The 19,921-nt window shown below is 70.7% G+C and carries 14 protein-coding genes; 5 read left to right on the top strand and 9 right to left on the bottom strand.

Annotated features, from left to right (window positions below):
• Positions 1–54: 54 nt before the first annotated feature.
• On the bottom strand, positions 55–2,004 hold the full coding sequence (locus G4Z16_RS16720) for an NHL domain-containing thioredoxin family protein (protein ID WP_197351569.1): 1,950 nt from the start codon (positions 2,002–2,004) through the stop codon (positions 55–57).
• 61 nt (positions 2,005–2,065) lie between these two features.
• Here G4Z16_RS16720 and G4Z16_RS16715 point away from each other — a divergent pair, with 61 nt between their 5' ends.
• Together G4Z16_RS16715 and G4Z16_RS16710 are read left to right on the top strand one after the other, a co-directional pair.
• Positions 2,066–2,548, top strand: a complete 483-nt coding sequence (locus G4Z16_RS16715) for an LURP-one-related/scramblase family protein (protein WP_197351568.1) — start codon at positions 2,066–2,068, stop codon at positions 2,546–2,548.
• 283 nt (positions 2,549–2,831) lie between these two features.
• Positions 2,832–3,662 (top strand): maleylpyruvate isomerase family mycothiol-dependent enzyme, encoded by an 831-nt coding sequence (locus tag G4Z16_RS16710; RefSeq protein ID WP_197351567.1) that lies wholly within the window; start codon positions 2,832–2,834, stop codon positions 3,660–3,662.
• A 235-nt stretch (positions 3,663–3,897) separates the two neighbouring features.
• Here the strand turns inward: G4Z16_RS16710 and G4Z16_RS16705 are convergent, their stop codons facing one another.
• From G4Z16_RS16705 to pdhA, 5 genes are all read right to left on the bottom strand, one after another.
• Complete coding sequence (locus tag G4Z16_RS16705) at positions 3,898–5,208, bottom strand: MFS transporter (RefSeq protein ID WP_197351566.1); 1,311 nt, start codon at positions 5,206–5,208, stop codon at positions 3,898–3,900.
• Positions 5,205–5,882, bottom strand: a complete 678-nt coding sequence (locus G4Z16_RS16700; RefSeq protein WP_197351565.1) for a GntR family transcriptional regulator — start codon at positions 5,880–5,882, stop codon at positions 5,205–5,207. Before G4Z16_RS16700 ends, G4Z16_RS16705 begins: the two co-directional genes overlap by 4 nt.
• A gap of 525 nt (positions 5,883–6,407) precedes the next feature.
• Positions 6,408–7,880: a dihydrolipoamide acetyltransferase family protein gene (locus G4Z16_RS16695; protein ID WP_197351564.1), complete on the bottom strand. Its 1,473-nt coding sequence runs from the start codon at positions 7,878–7,880 to the stop codon at positions 6,408–6,410.
• Between the two features lie 14 nt (positions 7,881–7,894).
• Entirely contained in the window at positions 7,895–8,917 is a 1,023-nt protein-coding gene (locus tag G4Z16_RS16690; protein WP_197351563.1) for an alpha-ketoacid dehydrogenase subunit beta, read from the bottom strand.
• A 1-nt stretch (position 8,918) separates the two neighbouring features.
• Positions 8,919–10,238, bottom strand: a complete 1,320-nt coding sequence (gene pdhA, locus G4Z16_RS16685; protein WP_425508170.1) for a pyruvate dehydrogenase (acetyl-transferring) E1 component subunit alpha — start codon at positions 10,236–10,238, stop codon at positions 8,919–8,921.
• A 376-nt stretch (positions 10,239–10,614) separates the two neighbouring features.
• On the opposite strand from pdhA, the gene G4Z16_RS16680 reads away from it, so the two are divergent.
• Positions 10,615–11,304 (top strand): response regulator, encoded by a 690-nt coding sequence (locus G4Z16_RS16680; RefSeq protein ID WP_197351561.1) that lies wholly within the window; start codon positions 10,615–10,617, stop codon positions 11,302–11,304.
• Between the two features lie 116 nt (positions 11,305–11,420).
• Here G4Z16_RS16680 and G4Z16_RS16675 read toward each other — a convergent pair whose 3' ends face one another.
• The gene (locus G4Z16_RS16675) at positions 11,421–12,998 is read right to left on the bottom strand and encodes a protein kinase domain-containing protein (RefSeq protein WP_197351560.1); all 1,578 of its coding nucleotides are present in this window, start codon (positions 12,996–12,998) and stop codon (positions 11,421–11,423) included.
• A gap of 459 nt (positions 12,999–13,457) precedes the next feature.
• On the opposite strand from G4Z16_RS16675, the gene G4Z16_RS16670 reads away from it, so the two are divergent.
• Positions 13,458–15,128 carry a protein kinase domain-containing protein gene (locus G4Z16_RS16670; RefSeq protein ID WP_197351559.1) on the top strand — a complete coding sequence of 557 codons (1,671 nt, stop codon included), beginning with the start codon at positions 13,458–13,460 and terminating at the stop codon, positions 15,126–15,128.
• Positions 15,129–15,293: 165 nt separating this feature from the next.
• Here the strand turns inward: G4Z16_RS16670 and paaN are convergent, their stop codons facing one another.
• On the bottom strand, positions 15,294–17,057 hold the full coding sequence (paaN, locus tag G4Z16_RS16665) for a phenylacetic acid degradation protein PaaN (protein WP_197354693.1): 1,764 nt from the start codon (positions 17,055–17,057) through the stop codon (positions 15,294–15,296).
• Positions 17,058–17,285: 228 nt separating this feature from the next.
• Here paaN and G4Z16_RS16660 point away from each other — a divergent pair, with 228 nt between their 5' ends.
• Positions 17,286–17,879, top strand: coding sequence for a TetR/AcrR family transcriptional regulator (locus G4Z16_RS16660; protein ID WP_197351558.1), 594 nt, complete (start codon positions 17,286–17,288; stop codon positions 17,877–17,879).
• Positions 17,880–17,954: 75 nt separating this feature from the next.
• On the opposite strand, the gene G4Z16_RS16655 is transcribed toward G4Z16_RS16660, so the two are convergent.
• Positions 17,955–19,625 (bottom strand): FAD-binding oxidoreductase, encoded by a 1,671-nt coding sequence (locus G4Z16_RS16655; RefSeq protein ID WP_197351557.1) that lies wholly within the window; start codon positions 19,623–19,625, stop codon positions 17,955–17,957.
• Positions 19,626–19,921 lie beyond the last annotated feature (296 nt).

The raw sequence follows: 19,921 nt of genomic DNA, 5'->3' as shown, positions 1-19,921 counted from the left end.
CGAACGAGGCATAAGGCGCCACCCGCGCCTCTCAGGGGCTGCCTGGGCGTCCGCTCAGGAAGGCGCATCAGCAGCAGCCGCCCCCGAGTCCATGCCCGCGAGCACGAGCGGCAGCCGGGACGTGCCCGACGCCGTGACACGGACCGGGACGCCCCAGTCCTGCTGGTGCACATGGCACGCCGGGTACTCCACCGGCTCCGCCGACCCGTCGGGGTCGTCGCACGAGGCCGCCATCGCCGACACGTGCAGCACGCCCTCCGTCACGCCGTCCGCGAGCCGCACTGCGCGAGTCAGGTCCGTGCCCGTACCGGCTCCCTCCGCCAGCAGGTCCTCCGGCGTCGAGCCGACGAGCAGCCGGGTCGCGGGGCCGTACCGGTCGTCGAGCTTCTGGCCGCCGGGCGCCTGGAAGACGACCTCCAACAGCAGCTCCCCGGGCGCCACTTCGGTCGCCGAGCGCTGTGTGCGGTGGGCCACCGGCTCGACCCGTACGGCCTCCTCGGGGAGCCGCAACCGCGTCAGCCGGTGACGGGCCGACTCGACGACCACGATCTCGGTCCCCTGCCCGGGCCCGTCCCGTCCTTCGTGGTCGTCCACGAGCAACGCCCCCGAAGGCTCACGCAAGTCCGTGGCGAGGGTGGTGACTTCGCCGCTCTCCGGGTCGTAGCAGCGCAGCGCGTTGTTGTAGGTGTCGCTGACGGCGACCCGCCCGCCGGGCAGCGCCGTGACGCCCAACGGGTGCTGGAACAGGGCCTGTTCGGCGCTGCCGTCCCGGTGTCCGAAGTCGAACAGGCCCGTGCCCACGGCTGTGCGCACCTGGAGAGCCCTGCCGGCCCCCGTCCGCTCGATCCGGCGCAGGGCGCTCGTCTCCGAGTCGGCGACCCACAGCCGCTCACCGTCCGCCGAGGCCGACAGGCCCGAGGGCTGGGCGAACCACGCCTCGGCCACCGGCCCGTCGACCAGGCCCTCGTTGGTGGTCCCTGCCTCGACCCGCACGCGTCCCTGCCGCTCACCCGCCCCGGGCGGCGTCCACGACCACAGCTGGTGCACGCCCGCCATGGCGATCCACAGCCGCCCGTCGAACCACTCCACGTCCCACGGTGAGGAGAGGGCGACCTCAAGGGCGGGCCCGTCCGTCGCGGCGCCCTGCCACCACTGCTCGCCGGTGCCCGCGAGCGTGCCCACCTCGCCGGTGACCGGATCGTAGGAGCGCAGCGCGTGATTGACGGTGTCGGCGACGACGACCGTCCTCCCGTCGGGCAGCAGCGCGAGTCCCTGGGGCTCGCTGAAGCGCGCCTGGCCGGGGCCGCCGTCCACCAGGCCGCGCTCGCCGCTGCCCACGCGGCGCAGCACGGTCTCACCGTCGGGAGCCAGCTCGACCAGCTGATGGCGGGTGGTGTCGGAGACGAGGAAGTTCCGTCCCCCAGGGCCCGTGGCCTCGGTGGGGCCCCTGCCAGGCAGCCGCAGCGCCTTCCCGGGGAAGCGCAGTGCGGTCGGCTCGGGCTCCGGGGGCACATACGGGCCGTCGCCGCGCCGCAGCGTGCCTTTCGCCTCGTGCTCGCGCTCCAGATCCTCCACGAGCGTCGCGATGGCGTGCGCGTGGCCCTCGCCGGCGTGCTGGGCGACGACGTAGCCCTCGGGGTCGATCACGACGAGCGTGGGCCAGGCCCGTACCGCGTACTGCTTCCAGGTCGCCAGCTGAGGATCGTCCAGCACCGGGTGCTCGACCTGGTAACGCTCCACGGCGTCAACGACCGCCTCGTGATCGGCCTCGTGTGCGAACTTCGGTGAGTGCACGCCCACGATCACGAGGGTGTCGCGGTGCCGCTCCTCGAGCTCGCGCAACTCGTCGAGCACATGCAGGCAGTTGACGCAGCAAAAGGTCCAGAAGTCGATCAGAGTGATCCGCCCCCGCAGGTCGGCGAGGGTGAGGTCCCTGCCGCCGGTGTTCAGCCAGCCGCCCTCCCCTTGCAGCTCGGGCGCCCGTACGCGTGCGTGAGAAGCCATGGCCGGAGCAACAATCGCCTCCGGGCGAGCATTCCGCCGCCGTGCGGGGAAGTCGTCTGCCATGAGGTATCTCGTACGCGAACGGATCTTCGGCATCGGCGACGACTACTGGATCGACGACGAGCACGGGGAGCACGCCTTCCTCGTCGACGGAAAGGCGCTGCGGGTACGGCAGACGTTCCAGCTCAAGGACGTGCAGGGGGAGGTCGTCGCCGTCATCCGACGGAAGATGATCAGCCTCTGGGAGACGATGGAGATCGAGCGCGGCGGCCAGAAGCTGGCGACGGTGCGAAAGAAGCGGTTCACGCCCCTGCGCCACCGCTTCAAGGCGCGGCTCGCGGACGGCGGTGCGCTGTCGGTGCACGGCAACGTGCTCGACAAGGAGTACGACATCGAGCTCGGCGGCGGGCGTCTGGCACGCATCTCCCGAAGGTGGTTCAGGGTGCGCGACACCTACGCCGTGGACATCGAACAGCCGGGCGCCGACGTGCCGTTGCTGCTGTCGCTGGCGGTGTGCGTCGACGCTCTGACGGGCGACGACTGAGGGGCGCGCGGGCATCCACCGGGGCACCCGCGGGACGGCCGCGTACCGGGTGCCGCAGGCCGGACGAACCGGGGCGTACGGCAGGCGAATTGACCGCTTTGCATGACTTCATACGTGTTCGTACCGAACAGGCGCGCACAGTACCACCGCCGGTGCGCAAAAGGGGTCCGAATGGGCCTAGCATCGTGCCCCGAAAGCACTGCCGCGTGGGCCGCGCGCAGCGTAACTTGAGAGCACCGCACGCACCGAAGACGACGAACGTCCGTACCGCCCGAGGGGTCTCGTGACCGACCACCCAAGCCTTCAGCCATACGTCGACGCCTGGACCGAGTCCATCGAAGCGATATCCGAACTGGTGAGGCCGCTCGTAGAGGGCGAGTGGAACCGGCGCACCGCCTGCCCGGCGTGGTCGGTCCGGGATGTGGTCTCGCACATCATCGGCATGGAGTGCGAACTTCTCGGCGATCCGCGGCCGATCCACACCCTGCCGCGCGACCTCTACCACGTCGTCGACGAACCCAGCCGGCACATGGAGATCCAGGTCGACGTGCGGCGGCACCACACCGGTCCGGAGATGACGGGCGAGCTGGAGTACACGATCATCCGCCGCTCCCGTCAGCTGCGCAACGAGAAGCGTGCGCCGGACGCCGAGGTGCGGGACATCATGCCGGGCGGCACGAAGATCACCCTCGAACACCAGCTGCGGCTGCGGGCGTTCGACCTGTGGGTGCACGAGCAGGATCTGCGCAGGGCGCTCGGCAAGCCGGGCAACCTCGACTCGGCGGGCGCGACCGTGGCGCGCGATCTGATGGTGGAGGGCCTGCCGAAGGTGGTCGCCAAGAAGGCGGGCGCACCCCCGAACACGGCGGTGGTCTTCGACGTGAGCGGTCCGCTCGAGTTCATGCGCACGGTGCGGGTCGGCTCGGACGGACGGGGCACGGTCGACGGCAGCCCGTCCCTGGGTCCCGCGGTGACGCTGTCTCTGGACTGGGAGACCTATGTGCGGCTCGCGGCCGGGCGGGTGCGTGCCGATGCCGTCGCGGACCAGGTGAAGATCGAAGGCGACACCAAGCTGGCGAAGGCGATCCTGGAGAACTTCTCCGTCACGCCGTGACGGGGCCGGTCACGGCTTGACCCGGGCGGTCATGGCGTGACCGGCGGTCACGCCATGAACGGCAGTCACGCCATGAACGGGCGGCGGGCGGCGCCGTGAGCGCGCCGCCACATGCCGCTCCGGCCACTGCCCGCACCCGTTCCCTTGCGCGCACCGGCCCGGCGCCGTCCGGCGCACAGCCCGTCGGGCCCGTGCCGGGACCGTCCCGTCCCGCCTGTTCCGTCCCGTCCGAAGGTCAGGAGACCGGGACGTGCACCGCCTCCACGCGGCTGGCGACCACGCGCTCACGCTCACGACGGTGCGCCCGCTTGCGGAGCCTCAGGATCTGCGCGATGCCCAGCGCCTCCAGCACGAAGATGCTCGCGAAGCCGGCCCGGAAACTGCCGCCGGTGAGGTCCAGCAGGACGCCGACGGCCAGAAGCGTCGTCATCGAGGCAGTGAAACCACCCATGTTGACGATTCCCGAGGCCGTGCCCTGCCGCTCCGGAGGGTTGGCCGGCCGTGCGAAGTCGAAGCCGATCATGGACGCGGGCCCGCACGCGCCCAGCACCGTGCACAGCAGCACCAGCAGCCAGACCGGGGCATGGCCCGGCCAGAGCAGGACCGTCGCCCAGACCCCGGCGGTCACGGCCACCGTGCCGAGCGCGAGCGGGGCGCGGGCCGCGTGGTGACGGGAGATCAGCTGCCCGTAGACCAGACCCACGACCATGTTCGACAGCACGATGAGCGTGAGCAGTTCACCGGCGGTGGCGCGTGCGAGCCCCTGCCCCTGTACGAGGAACGGCATCCCCCACAGCAGCAGGAAGACCATGCCGGGGAACTGCGTCGTGAAGTGCACCCACATGCCGAGGCGGGTCCCGGGCTCCCGCCAGGCCCGTACGATCTGGCGCCGTATGTACCCGCCGCCCATGTGCGGCACCGGGACCGGCGCGTACGACTTCGGGTGGTCCCTGAGGAACGCCACGACGAGGACGAGCAGCAGCACGCCGCCCACCGCGCTCCCCGCGAAGGTGGCCGTCCAGCCGAAGGCGTCGAGCACGCGGGCCAGCACCAGCGTGGTGACCAGGTTGCCCGCCATGCCGATGAGGCCGGCGATCTGCGCGATGACCGGACCGCACCTGGCCGGGAACCAGCGCGATCCGAGCCGCAGGACGCTGATGAACGTCATCGCGTCGCCGCATCCCAGCAGGGCGCGGCAGGCCAGCGCCGCGGCGTAGGAGCCGGAGAAGGCGAAGCCCAACTGCCCCAGGGTGAAGAGCACCACGCCCAGCGTCAGCACCTTCTTGGTGCCCAGCCTGTCCACCAGCAGCCCGACCGGTATCTGCATCCCCGCGTAGACGAGCAGTTGGAGGATGGAGAACGTGGAGAGGGCGGAGGCGCTGATGTCGAAGCGCTCGGCGGCGTCGAGCGCTGCCACGCCGAGGCTCGTGCGGTAGGTGATGGCGACGAAGTAGACGGTGACGCCCAGGCCCCAGACCGCGACCGCTCGGGAGCCCCCGGGCGGGTCGCTGTGGACCGGGAGGCCCGCGGAGGTGGGTGCGCTCACCGCACATCACCGTGCACCAGGTCCCGCACCCATGTGACGTGGCGGCGTACGGCGCCCGCGGCGGCGTCCGCGTCACCGGCGCGCACAGCCTCCACGATCTCCGCGTGCTCGGCGATGCTCTTGGCGATCCTGTCCGGCTGCGCGTGCATCATCGCGACACCCATCCGCAGCTGCCTGTCGCGGAGTTGGTCGTACAGGCGGGTGAGGATCTCGTTGCCGGTGCTCCGGACGATCTCCGCGTGGAAGCAGCGGTCGCTGACCGCGAACGCCGTCAGATCGCCGGCGTCGGCGTGCGCGCGCTGCTCCTCCAGCAGCTCCTCGAGGCGCGCGATCAGCCCGGCACGCACCGGGTCCGAGGACTTGCGGACGGCGTGCTGCTCGACGAGGAGCCGCGTCTCCACGACGTCGGTGATCTCCTGCGCCGACACGGGCAGTACGAGGGCGCCCTTCTTCGGGTAGAGCTTGATCAGCCCCTCGACCTCGAGGCGAAGCAGCCCCTCCCGTACGGGCGTTCGCGAGACGCCGACGGCCTCGGCGAGCTCGCCCTCCGTGAGCAGCATCCCGCCCTCGTAACGGCGGTCCAGCACGGCCTGTTTGACGTGTGCGTACACGCGCTCGGCAGCGGCCGGACGCCGTGCCGGGGCAGTGGTCGTGAGGTCGGTGGAAACGGACATGTGCACAGCTTAGATACAACAAAGATGCGTGCGTGTTCGCGTCCGCGATATGGACGCGAGCCCTCCCGGGACGGGAACCCCGGTGCTCGATCTCGGCGAGACTCCCACGCCGGAGCCCGGCGCGCAGCAGCATGTGTTGCCGGGGGAGAACCGCGGAACAGCCAGGGGGCCGTGCGCAGGAGTTCACGCGCGACGCCGTCGCCGCGGCCTTCCAGGACGGCGACGAGCTCGTCCCTGCTCGGCACCGACGGGGGCGAACTCACCCGGCAGGACTGCGACCTGGAAGCCGACGATGTCGCAGCCGCGTTTCACCGCGCACGCCCTGGAATGAACGAGCCTGCGCCGGCCGCAACACCTCGCACCCGCGCTGCCGCGCATCCGCGGTGAACACCCTGTCACCGCACCCCTGATCACGTGACCGACCGGGCTCCCGCCAGCAGCGCTACTCCCGGCACGCAGATGCCGGGCACCTCCTGAGGAAGGTGCCCGGCATCGTGCTCACTGCCTCGCGCGTGCGGCCCGGCGTCAGGTCCAGGTCATCAGGCGCTTGGGGTGCTCCAGGACCGCCGCCACGTCCGCCAGCACCTTCGAGCCCAGTTCGCCGTCGATCAGACGGTGGTCGAAGGCGAGCGCGAGCGTGGTGACGTCGCGCGGCTTGACCTTGCCCTTGTGCACCCACGGCTGCTGCCGGACCTGCCCGAAGGCCAGAATCGCCGACTCGCCGGGGTTGAGGATGGGCGTCCCAGTGTCGACGCCGAAGACGCCGACGTTGGTGATCGTCACCGTGCCGCCCTGCATGTCCGCCGGACTCGTCTTGCCCTCGCGGGCAGTCGTTACCAACTCGCCGAGTGCTTCCGCGAGTTCGGGCAGGGTCTTGGCCTGCGCGTCCTTGATGTTGGGGACGATCAGGCCGCGCGGTGTGGCCGCGGCGATGCCCAGGTTGACGTAGTGCTTCTGCACGATCTCCTGATTCGCCTCGTCCCAGGCGGCGTTGGCCTCCGGGTGGCGGCGCAGGGCGACCAGGAACGCCTTGGCGACCAGCAGCAGCGGGTTGACCCGCAGCCCCTGCATGTCCGGGTCCTGCTTCAGTTCCCGTACGAGCTTCATCGTGCGCGTCACGTCGACGGTCACGAACTCCGTGACCTGCGGCGCGGTGAAGGCGCTTTCGACCATGGCCTGAGCCGTGGCCTTCCGTACGCCGCGCACCGGGATCCGCGTCTCTCGCGCGGCCGGGCCGCCGGCCTGAGCCCCTGTCTGCGGTGCGGCGGCAGCGGGAGCGGGAGCGGCGGCCGGTGCCGGCCCCGCCGGGGCGGGGACGCGGGCGCCCGCTGTGGCCGCCGCCGCGTGCACGTCGTCGCGCGTGATGACGCCGTCGGGCCCGGTCGGCACCACCGTCGTGAGGTCGATGCCGAGGTCCTTGGCCAGCTTGCGCACCGGCGGCTTGGCCAGGGGACGGTCCACGGCACCCGGTGCCTCCGCCACCGCTCCGACGGTGGGCGCGGCGGCCTCGTGGTGACCGTTCAACTCGCCCTGGACGGCCTCCTGTACGGACTCCTGCTTGCCGTTCCCGTTCTGTGCGGTGTCCGACGGGGGCTGCTTGCGCGGGCGGCGCTTCGTCGGGGACGCCGCGACGCCGTAGCCGACCAGCACGGGCTTCCGGCCCTCTCCCTCTCCTTCGTCGGCGGACGCCTCGGCAGGCGCCTCCTCCGCGCCTGCTCCGCCCTCCGGCGGCCCGGCCGAGGGGTCGGTGTCCACCGCGATGATCGCGGTGCCGACGTCCACGGTCGTGCCCTCGGTGAAGCGCAGCTCGTGCACGGCTCCGTTGAAGGGGATGGGCAGTTCGACGGCCGCCTTGGCCGTCTCGACCTCGCAGACGACCTGGCCGTCCGTGACCGTGTCACCGGGCTGGACGTACCACTTGAGGATCTCCGCCTCCGTGAGGCCCTCACCCACATCGGGCATCTTGAACTCGCGGATGCGGGTAGCGCTCTCAGTCATCGTCACGACTCTCCTCAGTACGCCAGCGCGCGGTCGACGGCATCGAGCACCCGGTCGAGCCCCGGAAGGTACTCGTCCTCCAGCCGGGCCGGCGGATACGGCGCATGGAAGCCTCCCACGCGCAGCACCGGAGCCTCCAGGTGGTAGAAGCACCGCTCCGTGATCCTGGCAGCCACCTCCGAGCCGGTTCCCAGGAATACGGGTGCCTCGTGCACCACCACAAGCCTTCCGGTCTTCTCGACCGACTTCTGGATGCTGTCGAAGTCGATCGGCGACATCGAGCGCATGTCGATCACTTCGAGGGAATGCCCCTCCTCCTGCGCGGCGGCCGCAACCTCCAGGCAGGTCTTCACCATCGGCCCGTAGGCGGCCAGCGTCACGTCGCTGCCCTGGCGCGCCACGCGTGCCGCGTGCAACGGCGCCGGGATCGCGGTGACGTCCACCTCGCCCTTGTCCCAGTACCGGCGCTTGGGCTCGAAGAAGATGACGGGGTCGTCGCTCTCGATGGACTGACGCATCATCCAGTAGGCGTCCGAAGCGTTCGACGGCGAGACGCACTTGAGGCCGGCGACGTGCGCGAACAGCGCCTCCGGGGACTCGCTGTGGTGCTCGACGGCGCCGATGCCCCCCGCATACGGGATGCGGATGACGACGGGAAGCTTGATCTTGCCCAGCGCGCGGGCGTGCATCTTCGCGAGCTGCGTGACGATCTGGTCGTACGCAGGGAAGACGAAACCGTCGAACTGGATCTCCACGACGGGGCGGTAGCCGCGCAGCGCGAGTCCGATCGCGCTGCCGACGATGCCGGACTCGGCGAGCGGGGTGTCGATGACCCTCTGCTCGCCGAAGTCCTTCTGAAGGCCGTCCGTGATGCGGAAGACCCCGCCGAGCTTGCCGACGTCCTCCCCCATGATCAGGACCTTCGGGTCGTTCTCCATCGCGGTGCGCAGGGATTCGTTGAGCGCCTTGGCGATGGGCATCTTCCGCACGTCCGGGGTCGTGGACGCGGCGGCGGTCGAAGTAGCGGCAGCGGCCATGTCAGCGGCCCTCCCCTGCGGAGTCGGCTGGGTCGGCGAAGGACGCGAGGTACTCGGCGAACTGGGCGCGCTCCTCGTCGACCAGCGCGTGACCGTCCGCGTAGACGTTCTCGAAGATGGCCATGGTGTCAGGGTCGGGCATGGTGCGGATCGCTTCGCGCACGTGCTTGCCCATGGCCTCGCTCTCCTCCTCGATGGAGGCGAAGAACGCGTCGTCGGCCAGCCCGTCCTTCTCCAGGTACGCGCGCAGCCGCGCGATCGGGTCCTTGGCCTCCCACTCCGCCCGCTCCTCGTCCCGGCGGTAGCGGCTCGGGTCGTCGGAGGTGGTGTGGGCGCCCATCCGGTAGGTGAAAGCCTCGACGAGCATGGGCCCTTGGCCGCTCCGCGCCCGTTCGACGGCGGCGCGGGTGACGGCGAGACAAGCCAGCACGTCGTTCCCGTCGACGCGTACACCCGGGAAGCCGTAGCCGGCGGCACGCTGGTAGAGCGGCACGCGGGACTGCCGCTCGGCGGGCTCGGAGATCGCCCACTGGTTGTTCTGGCAGAAGAAGACGACCGGTGCGTTGTAGACCGCGGAGAAGGTGAACGCCTCGGCCACGTCGCCCTGCGAGGAGGCGCCGTCGCCGAAGTAGGCGATGACCGCGGAGTCGGCGCCGTCCAGGTTGACGCCCATCGCATAGCCGGTGGCGTGCAGGGCCTGGGAGCCGATGACGATCGTGTAGAGGTGGAAGTTGTTCGACGTCGGGTCCCAGCCGCCGTTGTTCACGCCTCGGAACATGCCCAGCAGCTTCGTCGGGTCGACGCCGCGGCACCACGCGACGCCGTGCTCGCGGTAGGTGGGGAAGACGTAGTCGTCGTCGCGCAGCGCGCGCCCCGAGCCGATCTGCGCCGCCTCCTGGCCCAACAGGGAGGCCCACAGGCCGAGTTCACCCTGGCGCTGGAGCGAGGTCGCCTCGCTGTCGAAGCGCCGGGTGAGAACCATGTCGCGGTACAGGCCGCGGAGTTCCTCGGCGGTCAGGTCGATGGCGTAGTCGGGGTGCTCGACCCGGTCGCCCTCGGGGGTCAGCAGCTGTACGAGTTCGGTGCCGGATCCATTCGCGGCGGGCGCCGCGGCGCGTGGCTTCGCGGACTTGGCGGTCTTCGCCGTCCGGGCGGTCTTGGCGGGCTTGGCCGTCTTCGCGGGCTTCGAACGCTTCGCGGCCTTCGCCGTCGTCCCGGTCGTGCCTCCGGCGTCGCCCGGCGCGGGCGCCGCCTTCTTCGTCTCGCGCTTGCCTCCGGCGCCGCTGCGGCGCGACGTGCTGCGCGCGGCAGTGCTCTCCACGGTCACGTGTGCTCCTCTTCTGTCCGGCCCCCGGGGTCGCCGGTGGCCTGGGGTTCCTCCACCCGGGGGTGGAGGGAGGCTCGCCCGGTCCCGTACGGCGCACGGGGTGGGTGCGGCACGGACGGCAACCGGACGGTGAAGCTGTCTCGGTTGAGGCCCGCTGAAGCAGTTCCCAGGACTCCATACATGCATGAAGCAGCCCTGACCTGCAACTTTGCTCGGATTTCCAAGTAAACGAACCGGAAGTCCTGGCGAGCTGAAGGATCAGGGACATCACTGGTCACAGCCTCGCGGGCCTCGTAGACCTCTGCACGGTATCCCGCGGCTCCAGAGTGCGGGAAGGGCGGAGCGGAGACCAGTGTGTGAGACTGAAAAAATGGAAGAAAGCACGCAAATCACTGTCTTCCTGCTCGATGATCACGAGGTGATCCGCCGCGGCGTGCACGAGATGCTCGCGGCGGAGACCGACATCGAGGTGATCGGTGAGTCGGACAACGCGGCCGATGCGGTGAAGCGCATTCCCGACGCCCGTCCCGATGTCGCGGTGCTCGACGTACGCCTCCCGGACGGCAGCGGGATCGAGGTCTGCCGTGAGCTGCGCTCCCGCGATCCGCGCATCGCGTGCCTGATCCTCACCTCGTTCCCGGACGAGGAGGCGCTCGTGCACGCCGTGCTGGCCGGGGCGTCCGGCTACGTGCTGAAGGGGATCCGCGGCAAGGAGCTCCAGTCGGCGGTACGGGACGCGGCCGCCGGGAGGGTGCTGATCGGCCCCGACGCCGCGCGCCGCGTGGTGGAGCGGCTGCGCAGAGGGGCGAGCCGCGCGGACGCGGGCGGCGAGGGCAAGCTCTCCTCGCTCACCGGCCAGGAACGCATCATCCTGGATCTGATCGGCGCGGGCATGACCAACAGGGCCATCGGCGACGAGCTGAACCTGGCCGAGAAGACGATCAAGAACTACGTCTCGCAGCTGCTCTCGAAGCTGGGAATGAGACGCAGGTCCCAGGCCGCCGCGTACGTCGCCCGCATGCAGGCGGAAGGCGGCGGAGGGGACGGCCAGGGCGTCTGAGCCATCCCCTGGTGAGCGCTTCGCCGGCGGACACGCGGGGACTGCCGTCGAGATGGCCCCCGCCCCGTTCGGGCCGGCCGCCGCGTCGCCTCCGACGGCGGGGCCGGCCGGTCAGGTCACTCCTCGGGTTCTCCCTGGCCGCTGTTCTCGCCGCCCTCGTCGGCGCCGCCGGTGTCGCTGGGCGTCTCGGTCGGCGTGCCGGTGGGGCCGCCCTGGCCGCCGCCGTTGCCGGAGTTGCCGCCGTTGCCGGAGTCCGTCTCGCTCGGGGTGCCGGTCGGCTCGTCGGAGGGCGAGCTCTCGGTCTCGCTCGGCGTCTGCGACGGCGTCTGGCTGGGCGTGTTCTCGCCGGTGTCGCCCGTCGTGGTGCCCGGCTCCTGCTCGGTCTCCGTCGGCGTGGGGGTCGGCTTGTCCTTGGTCTTCTTGTCCTTCGGCTCCGTCGTGGAGGAGTCCGGGGTGGTCTTGTTGCCGCTGTCGTCTTTGAAGGCCGTCGCGAAGTAGATGCCCGCCGCGGCCACGATCACGGCGACAAGGGCGATGAACGCGTTCCTCACGCCGTTGCCGCGCCTGCCGTCGCGGCGCGGCCCGCCCTCGAAGCCTCCGTCGTCCCGGCCGGGGGCGCCCATCAGCATCCCCGGGGCCAGCTGCGAGGTCTCGCTGTGCGCGGGGTGCTGCATGGCGCCCGCGCCGGGGACGCCCATCGCCGGGGTCGAACCGCCGGCGTGGGCGACGGGGCCGGTGTTCCACATCCCGCCCGTGTGGCTGCCCTGCTCGTGCAGCATCTGGAGCGCGTACTGGGCGAGGCCGCGCATCTCCTCGGCGCTCTGGAAGCGGTCGTCCGGGTCCTTCGCCAGGGCACGCATCACAAGGCCGTCCAGCTCTGGCGGGACGGTCTCCGAGGATTCGGACGGCGGCGCCGCCTCGTCCTGCACGTGCTGATAGACGACGGACAGCGGCGTCTCACCCGTGAACGGGGGTCTGAGCGTGAGCAGTTCGTAGAGAAGGCAGCCGGTGGCGTACAGGTCGGAGCGGATGTCGACCGTCTTGCCCAGCGCCTGCTCGGGGGAGAGGTACTGCGGCGTGCCCATCACCATGCCGGTCTGCGTCATGGTGTTGGAGGCGCCGTGCAGCGCCCGGGCGATGCCGAAGTCCATCACCTTCACCGCGCCGGTGTTGGTGATGATGACGTTGGCCGGCTTGATGTCGCGGTGCACGATGCCGTGCTGGTGGCTGTAGGCCAGGGCCTCCAGGACACCGGAGACGATGATCAGCGCCTGGTCGGGCGGCGGCGCCTCCGCGTTCATCAGCAGATCGCGGATCGTACGGCCCTCGACCAGCTCCATCACGATGTACGGCGTGACGCTGCCGCCGATGATCTCCTCGCCGGAGTCGTAGACCGCGACGACGGCGTGATGGTTGAGGCCCGCGACGGACTGTGCCTCACGCGTGAAACGGGCCTTGGAGACCGGGTCCTCCGCGAGGTCGGAGCGCAGCAGCTTCACCGCGACCGTACGGCCCAGGCGCAGATCCTCGGCGGCGAAGACCTCCGCCATGCCGCCGCGCCCGAGACGGTGCGTGAGGCGGTAGCGGCCGTCACCGACAAGGCCGTTCCTCCCCCACAGCTCCGGCGATTCGGCCATGGAGCCGCCCATGGCGTCAGGGTCCGAGGGACCCCCGCCGGCCTGCGTCTGTGCCATCTGTCCTCGCCGTGGATCGAAATGCCGTCATGCCCGGGTCGCGCGGATGCCCCTACCCCCTGACCCTTGACTCATGCCCGTACGCCGGGAGCGCCCCGCTCCCGCTTTGGAGGCTACAGGCTCAGGGGAGTCGCATGGACGGGGACGGATCAGCCATCCAATCGGCTGCGGTACCCGGCTGGCAAGTTCGCAGGCGACGGCCCCGAGGCCTGGCCGGACGGCATCCGAGCCCATGAGCACGGGGCGCACACCCCGATTTGTGGTGCAAGAGTCACGAAGCAGCAGAGCTGCCACAGTTGTGGCCTCAGGTTGCGCATCCGGTTACGGAACGGGCACTGCGCTTGACGTAGAGGTGCCCTCCGGCAGACTTGGGCGGGTATAAGAATCAGGGAGTTCCGGGGCTTGAAATCTGCCCTGAAAAAACTGTGCGGGGGCATGCCGCCGAGGGGGAGCAGTCAGATGAGTGACGACGGCGGACAGACAGACGCGGAGTACGCGGGCCGCACGGTCGGGAACGGCCGCTTCGAGCTGCAGAGTCTGCTCGGCGCCGGCGGAATGGCGTCGGTCTACCTCGCATACGACTCCGTCCTCGACCGCAAGGTCGCGGTCAAGACCCTCCACACCGAGCTGGGCCGCGAGCAGTCCTTCCGCGAGCGCTTCCGCCGCGAGGCACAGGCTGTCGCGAAGCTCACACACACCAACATCGTCTCGGTCTTCGACTCCGGCGAGGACGAGATCGACGGCTCGATGGTGCCGTACATCGTCATGGAGTACGTCGAGGGCAAGCCGCTGCGCTCCGTGCTGGACGAGGACATCGCGAGCCTCGGTGCGATGCCCGCGGAGAAGGCGCTGAAGATCACCAGCGACGTGCTGGCGGCGCTCGAGGTCAGCCACGAGATGGGGCTGGTCCACCGGGACATCAAGCCCGGCAACGTGATGATCACCAAGCGCGGTGTCGTCAAGGTCATGGACTTCGGCATCGCGCGGGCCATGCAGTCCGGGGTCACGTCGATGACGCAGACCGGCATGGTCGTCGGCACGCCGCAGTACCTGTCGCCGGAACAGGCCCTGGGCCGGGGCGTGGACGCCCGATCCGACCTGTACTCGGTCGGCATCATGCTCTTCGAACTGCTCACCGGGCGGCTGCCGTTCGACGCCGACTCCCCGCTCGCCATCGCGTACGCGCACGTACAGGAGGAAGCGCCCACGCCGTCGGCGATCAACCAGTCGCTGACTCCGGCCGTCGACTCGCTGGTGGCGCGGACCCTGCGGAAGAACCCGAACGAGCGCTTCGACTCCGCGGAGACGATGAACGAGGAGTGCACACGCGTCGCGCGGCAGGCCGCCGGCGGCGCTCCCTCGATCATCCAGGGCGGACTGCCGTCGCAGAGCGGCGCCGGTGTCGGGCATGCCGTCTTCCCGCAGGTGGGCGAGGGCACCCCGCCACCGCCCGGAGCACAGCAGCCCTACCCGCCGCAGCACCAGTACGGGTTCGGGCCCTCCACGCCCCCGCCGCCCAGCACGGCTCCGATGGGCCAGTACGCGCCGTACGGTCAGCAGCGGAGCGTGGGCCAGCACACCCCTCCGCCGTACACGCTCTCCCCGCAGCCGCCGGGCGGCGGGGGGCGCAAGAACAACGCCCCGTTGATCGTCGGTTCGGTGGTCGCGGTGGTCGTCGCATTGACCGCGGTGATCGTCGCGGTGCTGGTGAGCAACGGCTCGGACGAGGACGACCCGAACGCCATCCGGACCAGCCCCTCCGCTTCGGCACGGGCCCCTGAGGTGGAGCCCACCGACACGGGTGAAACCGGCGACGATGCAGACGGGGTCGGTGGGTTCAAGCCCGAGGACAAGTCCAAGACCATCGAGACCACGCGGTGCACGAACGCGTCCGACAGCTACTCGGACAGGGGCAAGAAGATCGTCCCCGACTTCACCTACAAGAACCTGGACTCGGTGAAGAAGTGCATCAAGGCGGCGGGCTGGAAGCTCGGTGAGATCTCGCACGAGGACGAGAACATCTGGGGCAAGAACATGGTCCTGGAGCAGTCTCCCGACGGCATCGAGTACCTGGACCCGGAGAAGGACAAGATCGACCTGACCGTCTCCACCGGCAAGCCCAGCGACTGACGGGCCCACCCGGCTGGTTCCGCAGCCGGCCGAGCCGGAAGGGGCGCCCGACGCGCATCGCATGCGCCGGGCGCCCCTTCCGTCTGACGGGGTCCGCCTGCCGATTCCGTCCGACGGACCCGCCGGTATGACGGGCACGTCCGACGGTTCCGGCTGACGGTCGTCTCAGCCTTCCGCGGGCGCGGACTCCGCGGGCCTGCGCACCTCGACGGTACGGAAGCGGTCGGCCACGAACGCGCCGTCGCACAGCGCGGCGTTCGCGGCCGGATTGCCGCCGGAACCGTGGAAGTCGGAGAAGGCCGCGGTCTGATTGACGTAGACACCGCCGGTGAGGTTGAGGGAGAGCTGCGCGCACTCGTCCATGCAGGCGTCCTCGATCAGGCGCTCGGCAGCCGGTGACGTGGTGTACGCACCGACCGTCATCGCGCCCTTCTCACGCACCGTGCGCCGCAAGAGCGCCACGGCGTCGGCGGTGGAGTCGACTGCGACCGCGAAGGAGACGGGGCCGAAGCACTCCGAGAAGCACACCGCCTCGGACTCCGGCTTCGCGGACTCCAGCTTGACGATGACCGGCGTGCGCACGTGGGCCCCCGGGAACTCGGGGTGCTCGACCGACCGTGATTCCAGGGCCACTTCACCCAGCGAGGACGCCGACTCGACGCGCTCACGGACCTGCTGGCTGACGATGGCGCCCAGGATCGCGTTCGCACGGGCGTCGTCGCCGAGCAACTTGCCCACGGCGGTGGCCAGATCGGCGACCACCTCGTCGTAGGTCTTCTCACCGGCGTCCGTGCTGATGCCGTTCCGCGGGATCAGCAGATTCTGCGGGGTGGTGCACATCTGGCCGCTGTAGAGCGAGAGCGAGAAGGCGAGGTTGCCCAGCATGCCCTTGTAGTCGTCGGTGGAGTCGATCACGACCGTGTTGACCCCTGCCTTCTCTGTGAAGACGCGGGCCTGGGGGGCGTTGCTCTCCAGCCAGTCACCGAAGGACGTCGAGCCGGTGTAGTCGATGATGCGGATCTCGGGGCGGACCGCCAGCTCCTTGGCGATGCCCTCGCCCTCGCGCTCGGCGGCGAGCGCCACGAGATTGGCCTCGAAGCCGGCCTCCGTCAGCACCTCGCGGGCGATGCGGACCGTCAGCGCCAGCGGCAGCACAGCACGCGGGTGCGGCTTGACCAGCACCGGATTGCCCGTGGCGAGGGAGGCGAAGAATCCGGGGTAGCCGTTCCACGTCGGGAAGGTGTTGCAGCCGATCAGCAGCGAGATGCCGCGGCCGACCGCCGTGAACCGCTTGCTGAGTTCGAGCGGCTCCCGCTTGCCCTGCGGCTTGGACCACCCCGCGGCCTCGGGCGTGCGGACCTGCTCCGCGTAGGCGTAGGCCACGGCCTCCATGCCGCGGTCCTGAGCATGCGGGCCGCCGGCCTGGAACGCCATCATGAAGGCCTGGCCGCTGGTGTGCATGACCGCGTGCGCGAACTCGTGCGTACGGGCGCTGATGCGGGCCAGGATCTCCAGGCAGACCGCCGCCCGCACCTTCGGACCCGCCTCGCGCCACGCCGGCATCGCCTTGCGCATCTCGGGCAGCAGCACGTCGATGTCGGGCCGCGGATACTCGATGCCCATCTCGAGGCCGTACGGCGAGACCTCGGTCGAGGCCCAGCCGCCCTGCGGCCCCGCGGTGCCGGGCTGACCGTCGATCTCGAAGCGGCTGCCCCGCAGCGCGTCGAACGCGGCCTGGCCCTGCCCGGCGCTCAGCGAGCCGGCGATGGCCGACTCCTCCCCGTACGCCTTGGGGTGCTCGGGGTGCGGCGACCAGTACTCGCGGCTGCGGATCGCCTCCAGCGCGCGGTCGAGCGTGGGACTGTGCTTCTCGATCAGCCCGGCCGCGGAGAGCGGGGGGCTGCCGGCCGTAGTCGCGGATGTGGTCACGGGTGCGGTCACGAACGACCAACTCCTCGTCGAGCTGGGGGCTGGGTGGCTGGCGCTGTGCTGCGCTGCATCGCCTGCCGGCCCTGCGTGGATGTGCACGGCTGTGCAGGCCCTGCATGGCTGCGCGGGCTGTCGGTCCTGCAGCGACAGGTAGATACTGCAACCGAACGATCGGTCGGTGCAAGGGGGGAAGGTCAGCCTGTGGACAACGCGGATAGCATCGGCCGCATGCCGGTCAAGCGCGACACCTACACGCCCGATTCGCTGCTGAAAGTCGCCGTGGAGGTGTTCATCGAGCGCGGTTACGACGGCACCTCCATGGAGCACCTGTCGCAGGCCGCCGGCATCTCGAAATCGTCGATCTACCACCACGTGCGCGGCAAGGAGGAACTCCTGCGCCGCGCCATAAACCGCGCCCTAAGCGGGCTGTTCGGCGTCCTCGACGAGCCGCGCGCCCGGGAGGGACGTGCGATCGACCGGCTCGAACACGTCACGCGCCGCACGGTCGAGGTGCTCATGGCGGAGCTGCCCTACGTGACGCTGCTGCTGCGCGTCCGCGGCAACACCGACACGGAGCGATGGGCGATGGCGCGCCGCCGCGAGTTCGACCACCGCGTGTCCGAGCTGCTGAAGCGGGCGGTGGCGGACGGCGATCTGCGCGGCGACGTGGAGGTCCGGCTGGCGACCCGGCTCCTCTTCGGCATGATCAACTCCATCGTGGAGTGGTACCGGCCCTCACGCGCGGGCCGTGCCGGCGCGGCCACCAGCGACGAGGTCGCGGAGGCCGTCGTACGCGTCGCTTTCAGCGGCCTGCGCAACTGACCAGCCGTCACAGGCACCGGCCGCCGGAAGCGACCCGTTCGAAACGCGACCGGCGGGCCCGGCGCCGAAGGCCCGTCAGGCAACCTCGCGCGGCGGCGGGTCCATCAGGACGCCCGGGTTGAGGATGCCTCGCGGGTCGAGCGCCGACTTGGCGGCCCGCAGGGCGAGGGCGAACGGCTCCGGGCGCTGGCGGTCGTAGCCCGGTCTGTGGTCCCTGCCGACCGCGTGATGGTGGGTGACCGTGGCACGGTGCGTCGCGAGGATCTCCATGGCGGCGCTCTTGATCTCGTCCCACATCGCGCCCTCCGCTCCGCGGCGGCCCGTGGCGATCACCGTGTAGTACGGGGCGGCGCCGTCCGGATACACGTGCGTCATACGGCAGTTGACGAGCCCCGGGCTGCCCGTGACCTCCTCGACGGCTGCCCCGATTCCGGTGCGTACCGCCTCGTGGAGTTCCGTGAACCGGTCCCATGTGCACGCGGTCTCGAACGTCTCGGTGATCGCGCTCATCCGTGCCAGCCCGTCCCGCAGATACGGCATGCGCAGGAACGCCGACCGCCAGGCGCCCACGGCCGTATCGCCGCCCCCCGAGTCATCGCCGCCGGAACCGCTGACGGTGCCGCCGTGGTCGCGGGCGAGGGTGCGCAGCTCCGCGAGACGCCCGTCCACCGGGTGGTGCGCCGACTCGACGCCGAGCACCAGCACGCTCTCCCCGTCGTGCGCGGCGCCCGCGAGAGCCGCCTCCCCCGGATCGAGCAGCCTGCAGTTGGCCGGATGGAGCCCGGCCTGCGAGATCGCTCGCACGGCCTCCACGGCGTCACCGAATTCGGCGAAGCGAACGGCGGTCGACGCCTTGTGCACGGGACGGTCCTGAAGACGCATCCACGCCTCGGTGATCACACCGAGGGCGCCCTCGGAGCCCAGGAACAGCCGGTCGGGGGACGGTCCAGCGCCTGAACCGGGCAGCCGCCACGACTCGCTGGTCCCGGCCGGGGTGACCACGCGCATCGATTCGACGAGGTCGTCGATGTGCGTGTGCAGGGTCGCGTAGTGGCCGCCGGCGCGGGTGGCCAGCCAGCCGCCCAGCGTGGAGAACTCGAAGCTCTGCGGGAAGTGGCGAAGCGTCAGGCCCCCGCCCTGCTCGCGCAGCTGGTCCTCCAGCGCGGGCCCGTACACGCCGGCCTGGATGCGGGCGGCCCTGCTCCTGGTGTCGACCTCCAGCACCCGGTCCATGGCTGACAGATCGAGGGAGAGGACTCCGGCGTGGTCACCACCGCGGTACTCGACTCCGCCGGTGACCGAACTGCCGCCGCCGTAGGGGATGACGGCCACGTCCGCCGTGCCCGCCCAGTCGAGCAGGTCCACCAGGTCGGCCTCCGAACGCGGGTGGGCGACGAGGTCGGGTGCGGGGGTCATGTCGCCGTGCAGGGCGCGTACGACGTCCCGGTATGCCTTGCCGTAGGTGTGGGAGGCGCGGTCCGCAGGCCCGTCCGAGACCAGGTGCGCGAGCGCGCCGGGCGGCCGGACGCGCGGCGGCGCAAGGGTCAGCTCGCCGACGTCGGGCACCGGAAGGGGATCCGGCGGTAGACCCGGGAGCAGTGCGGCGAGAGCCGTGCATTCGCTGTCCGGCAGGGCCTCGTCCGTACGTCCCCAGCCCCACCACGACCTGCCCGAACCGGCAGGTGCCGTCCCGCCGGGGCGGGCGGGAGCGCCGCTCGCGCCCGATGGGTCCTCCGTAGCCGCCATGAGTGACCTTTCGCTCCGGCCGGGCCGCGGCCGGGGCGACCGCGGCCCGGAAAGTTACCGAAGGGTAAGGACGCGCGGGTTCCCAGCGCAAGATCCTCCGGGCCCCGGTCCGCGGACGCTCAAGACCTTGTCCAAGGACGTGAACAGACCACGTCCCGCCAGGTCTCCGTGCCACGGGGCCGAACCGTTGCCTCCGTGACCGCCCGTTCGTCCTCACATGCACGTCGGCACAGGTCTTGACGCACCGATTCCGCACTTCTACGTTGTGTCCGCCAACTTGGACTGCGTTTTCATAT

This window comes from Streptomyces bathyalis, assembly GCF_015910445.1.
GTDB lineage: Bacteria > Actinomycetota > Actinomycetes > Streptomycetales > Streptomycetaceae > Streptomyces > Streptomyces bathyalis.
This window is presented reverse-complemented; position numbering and strand designations above follow the sequence as displayed.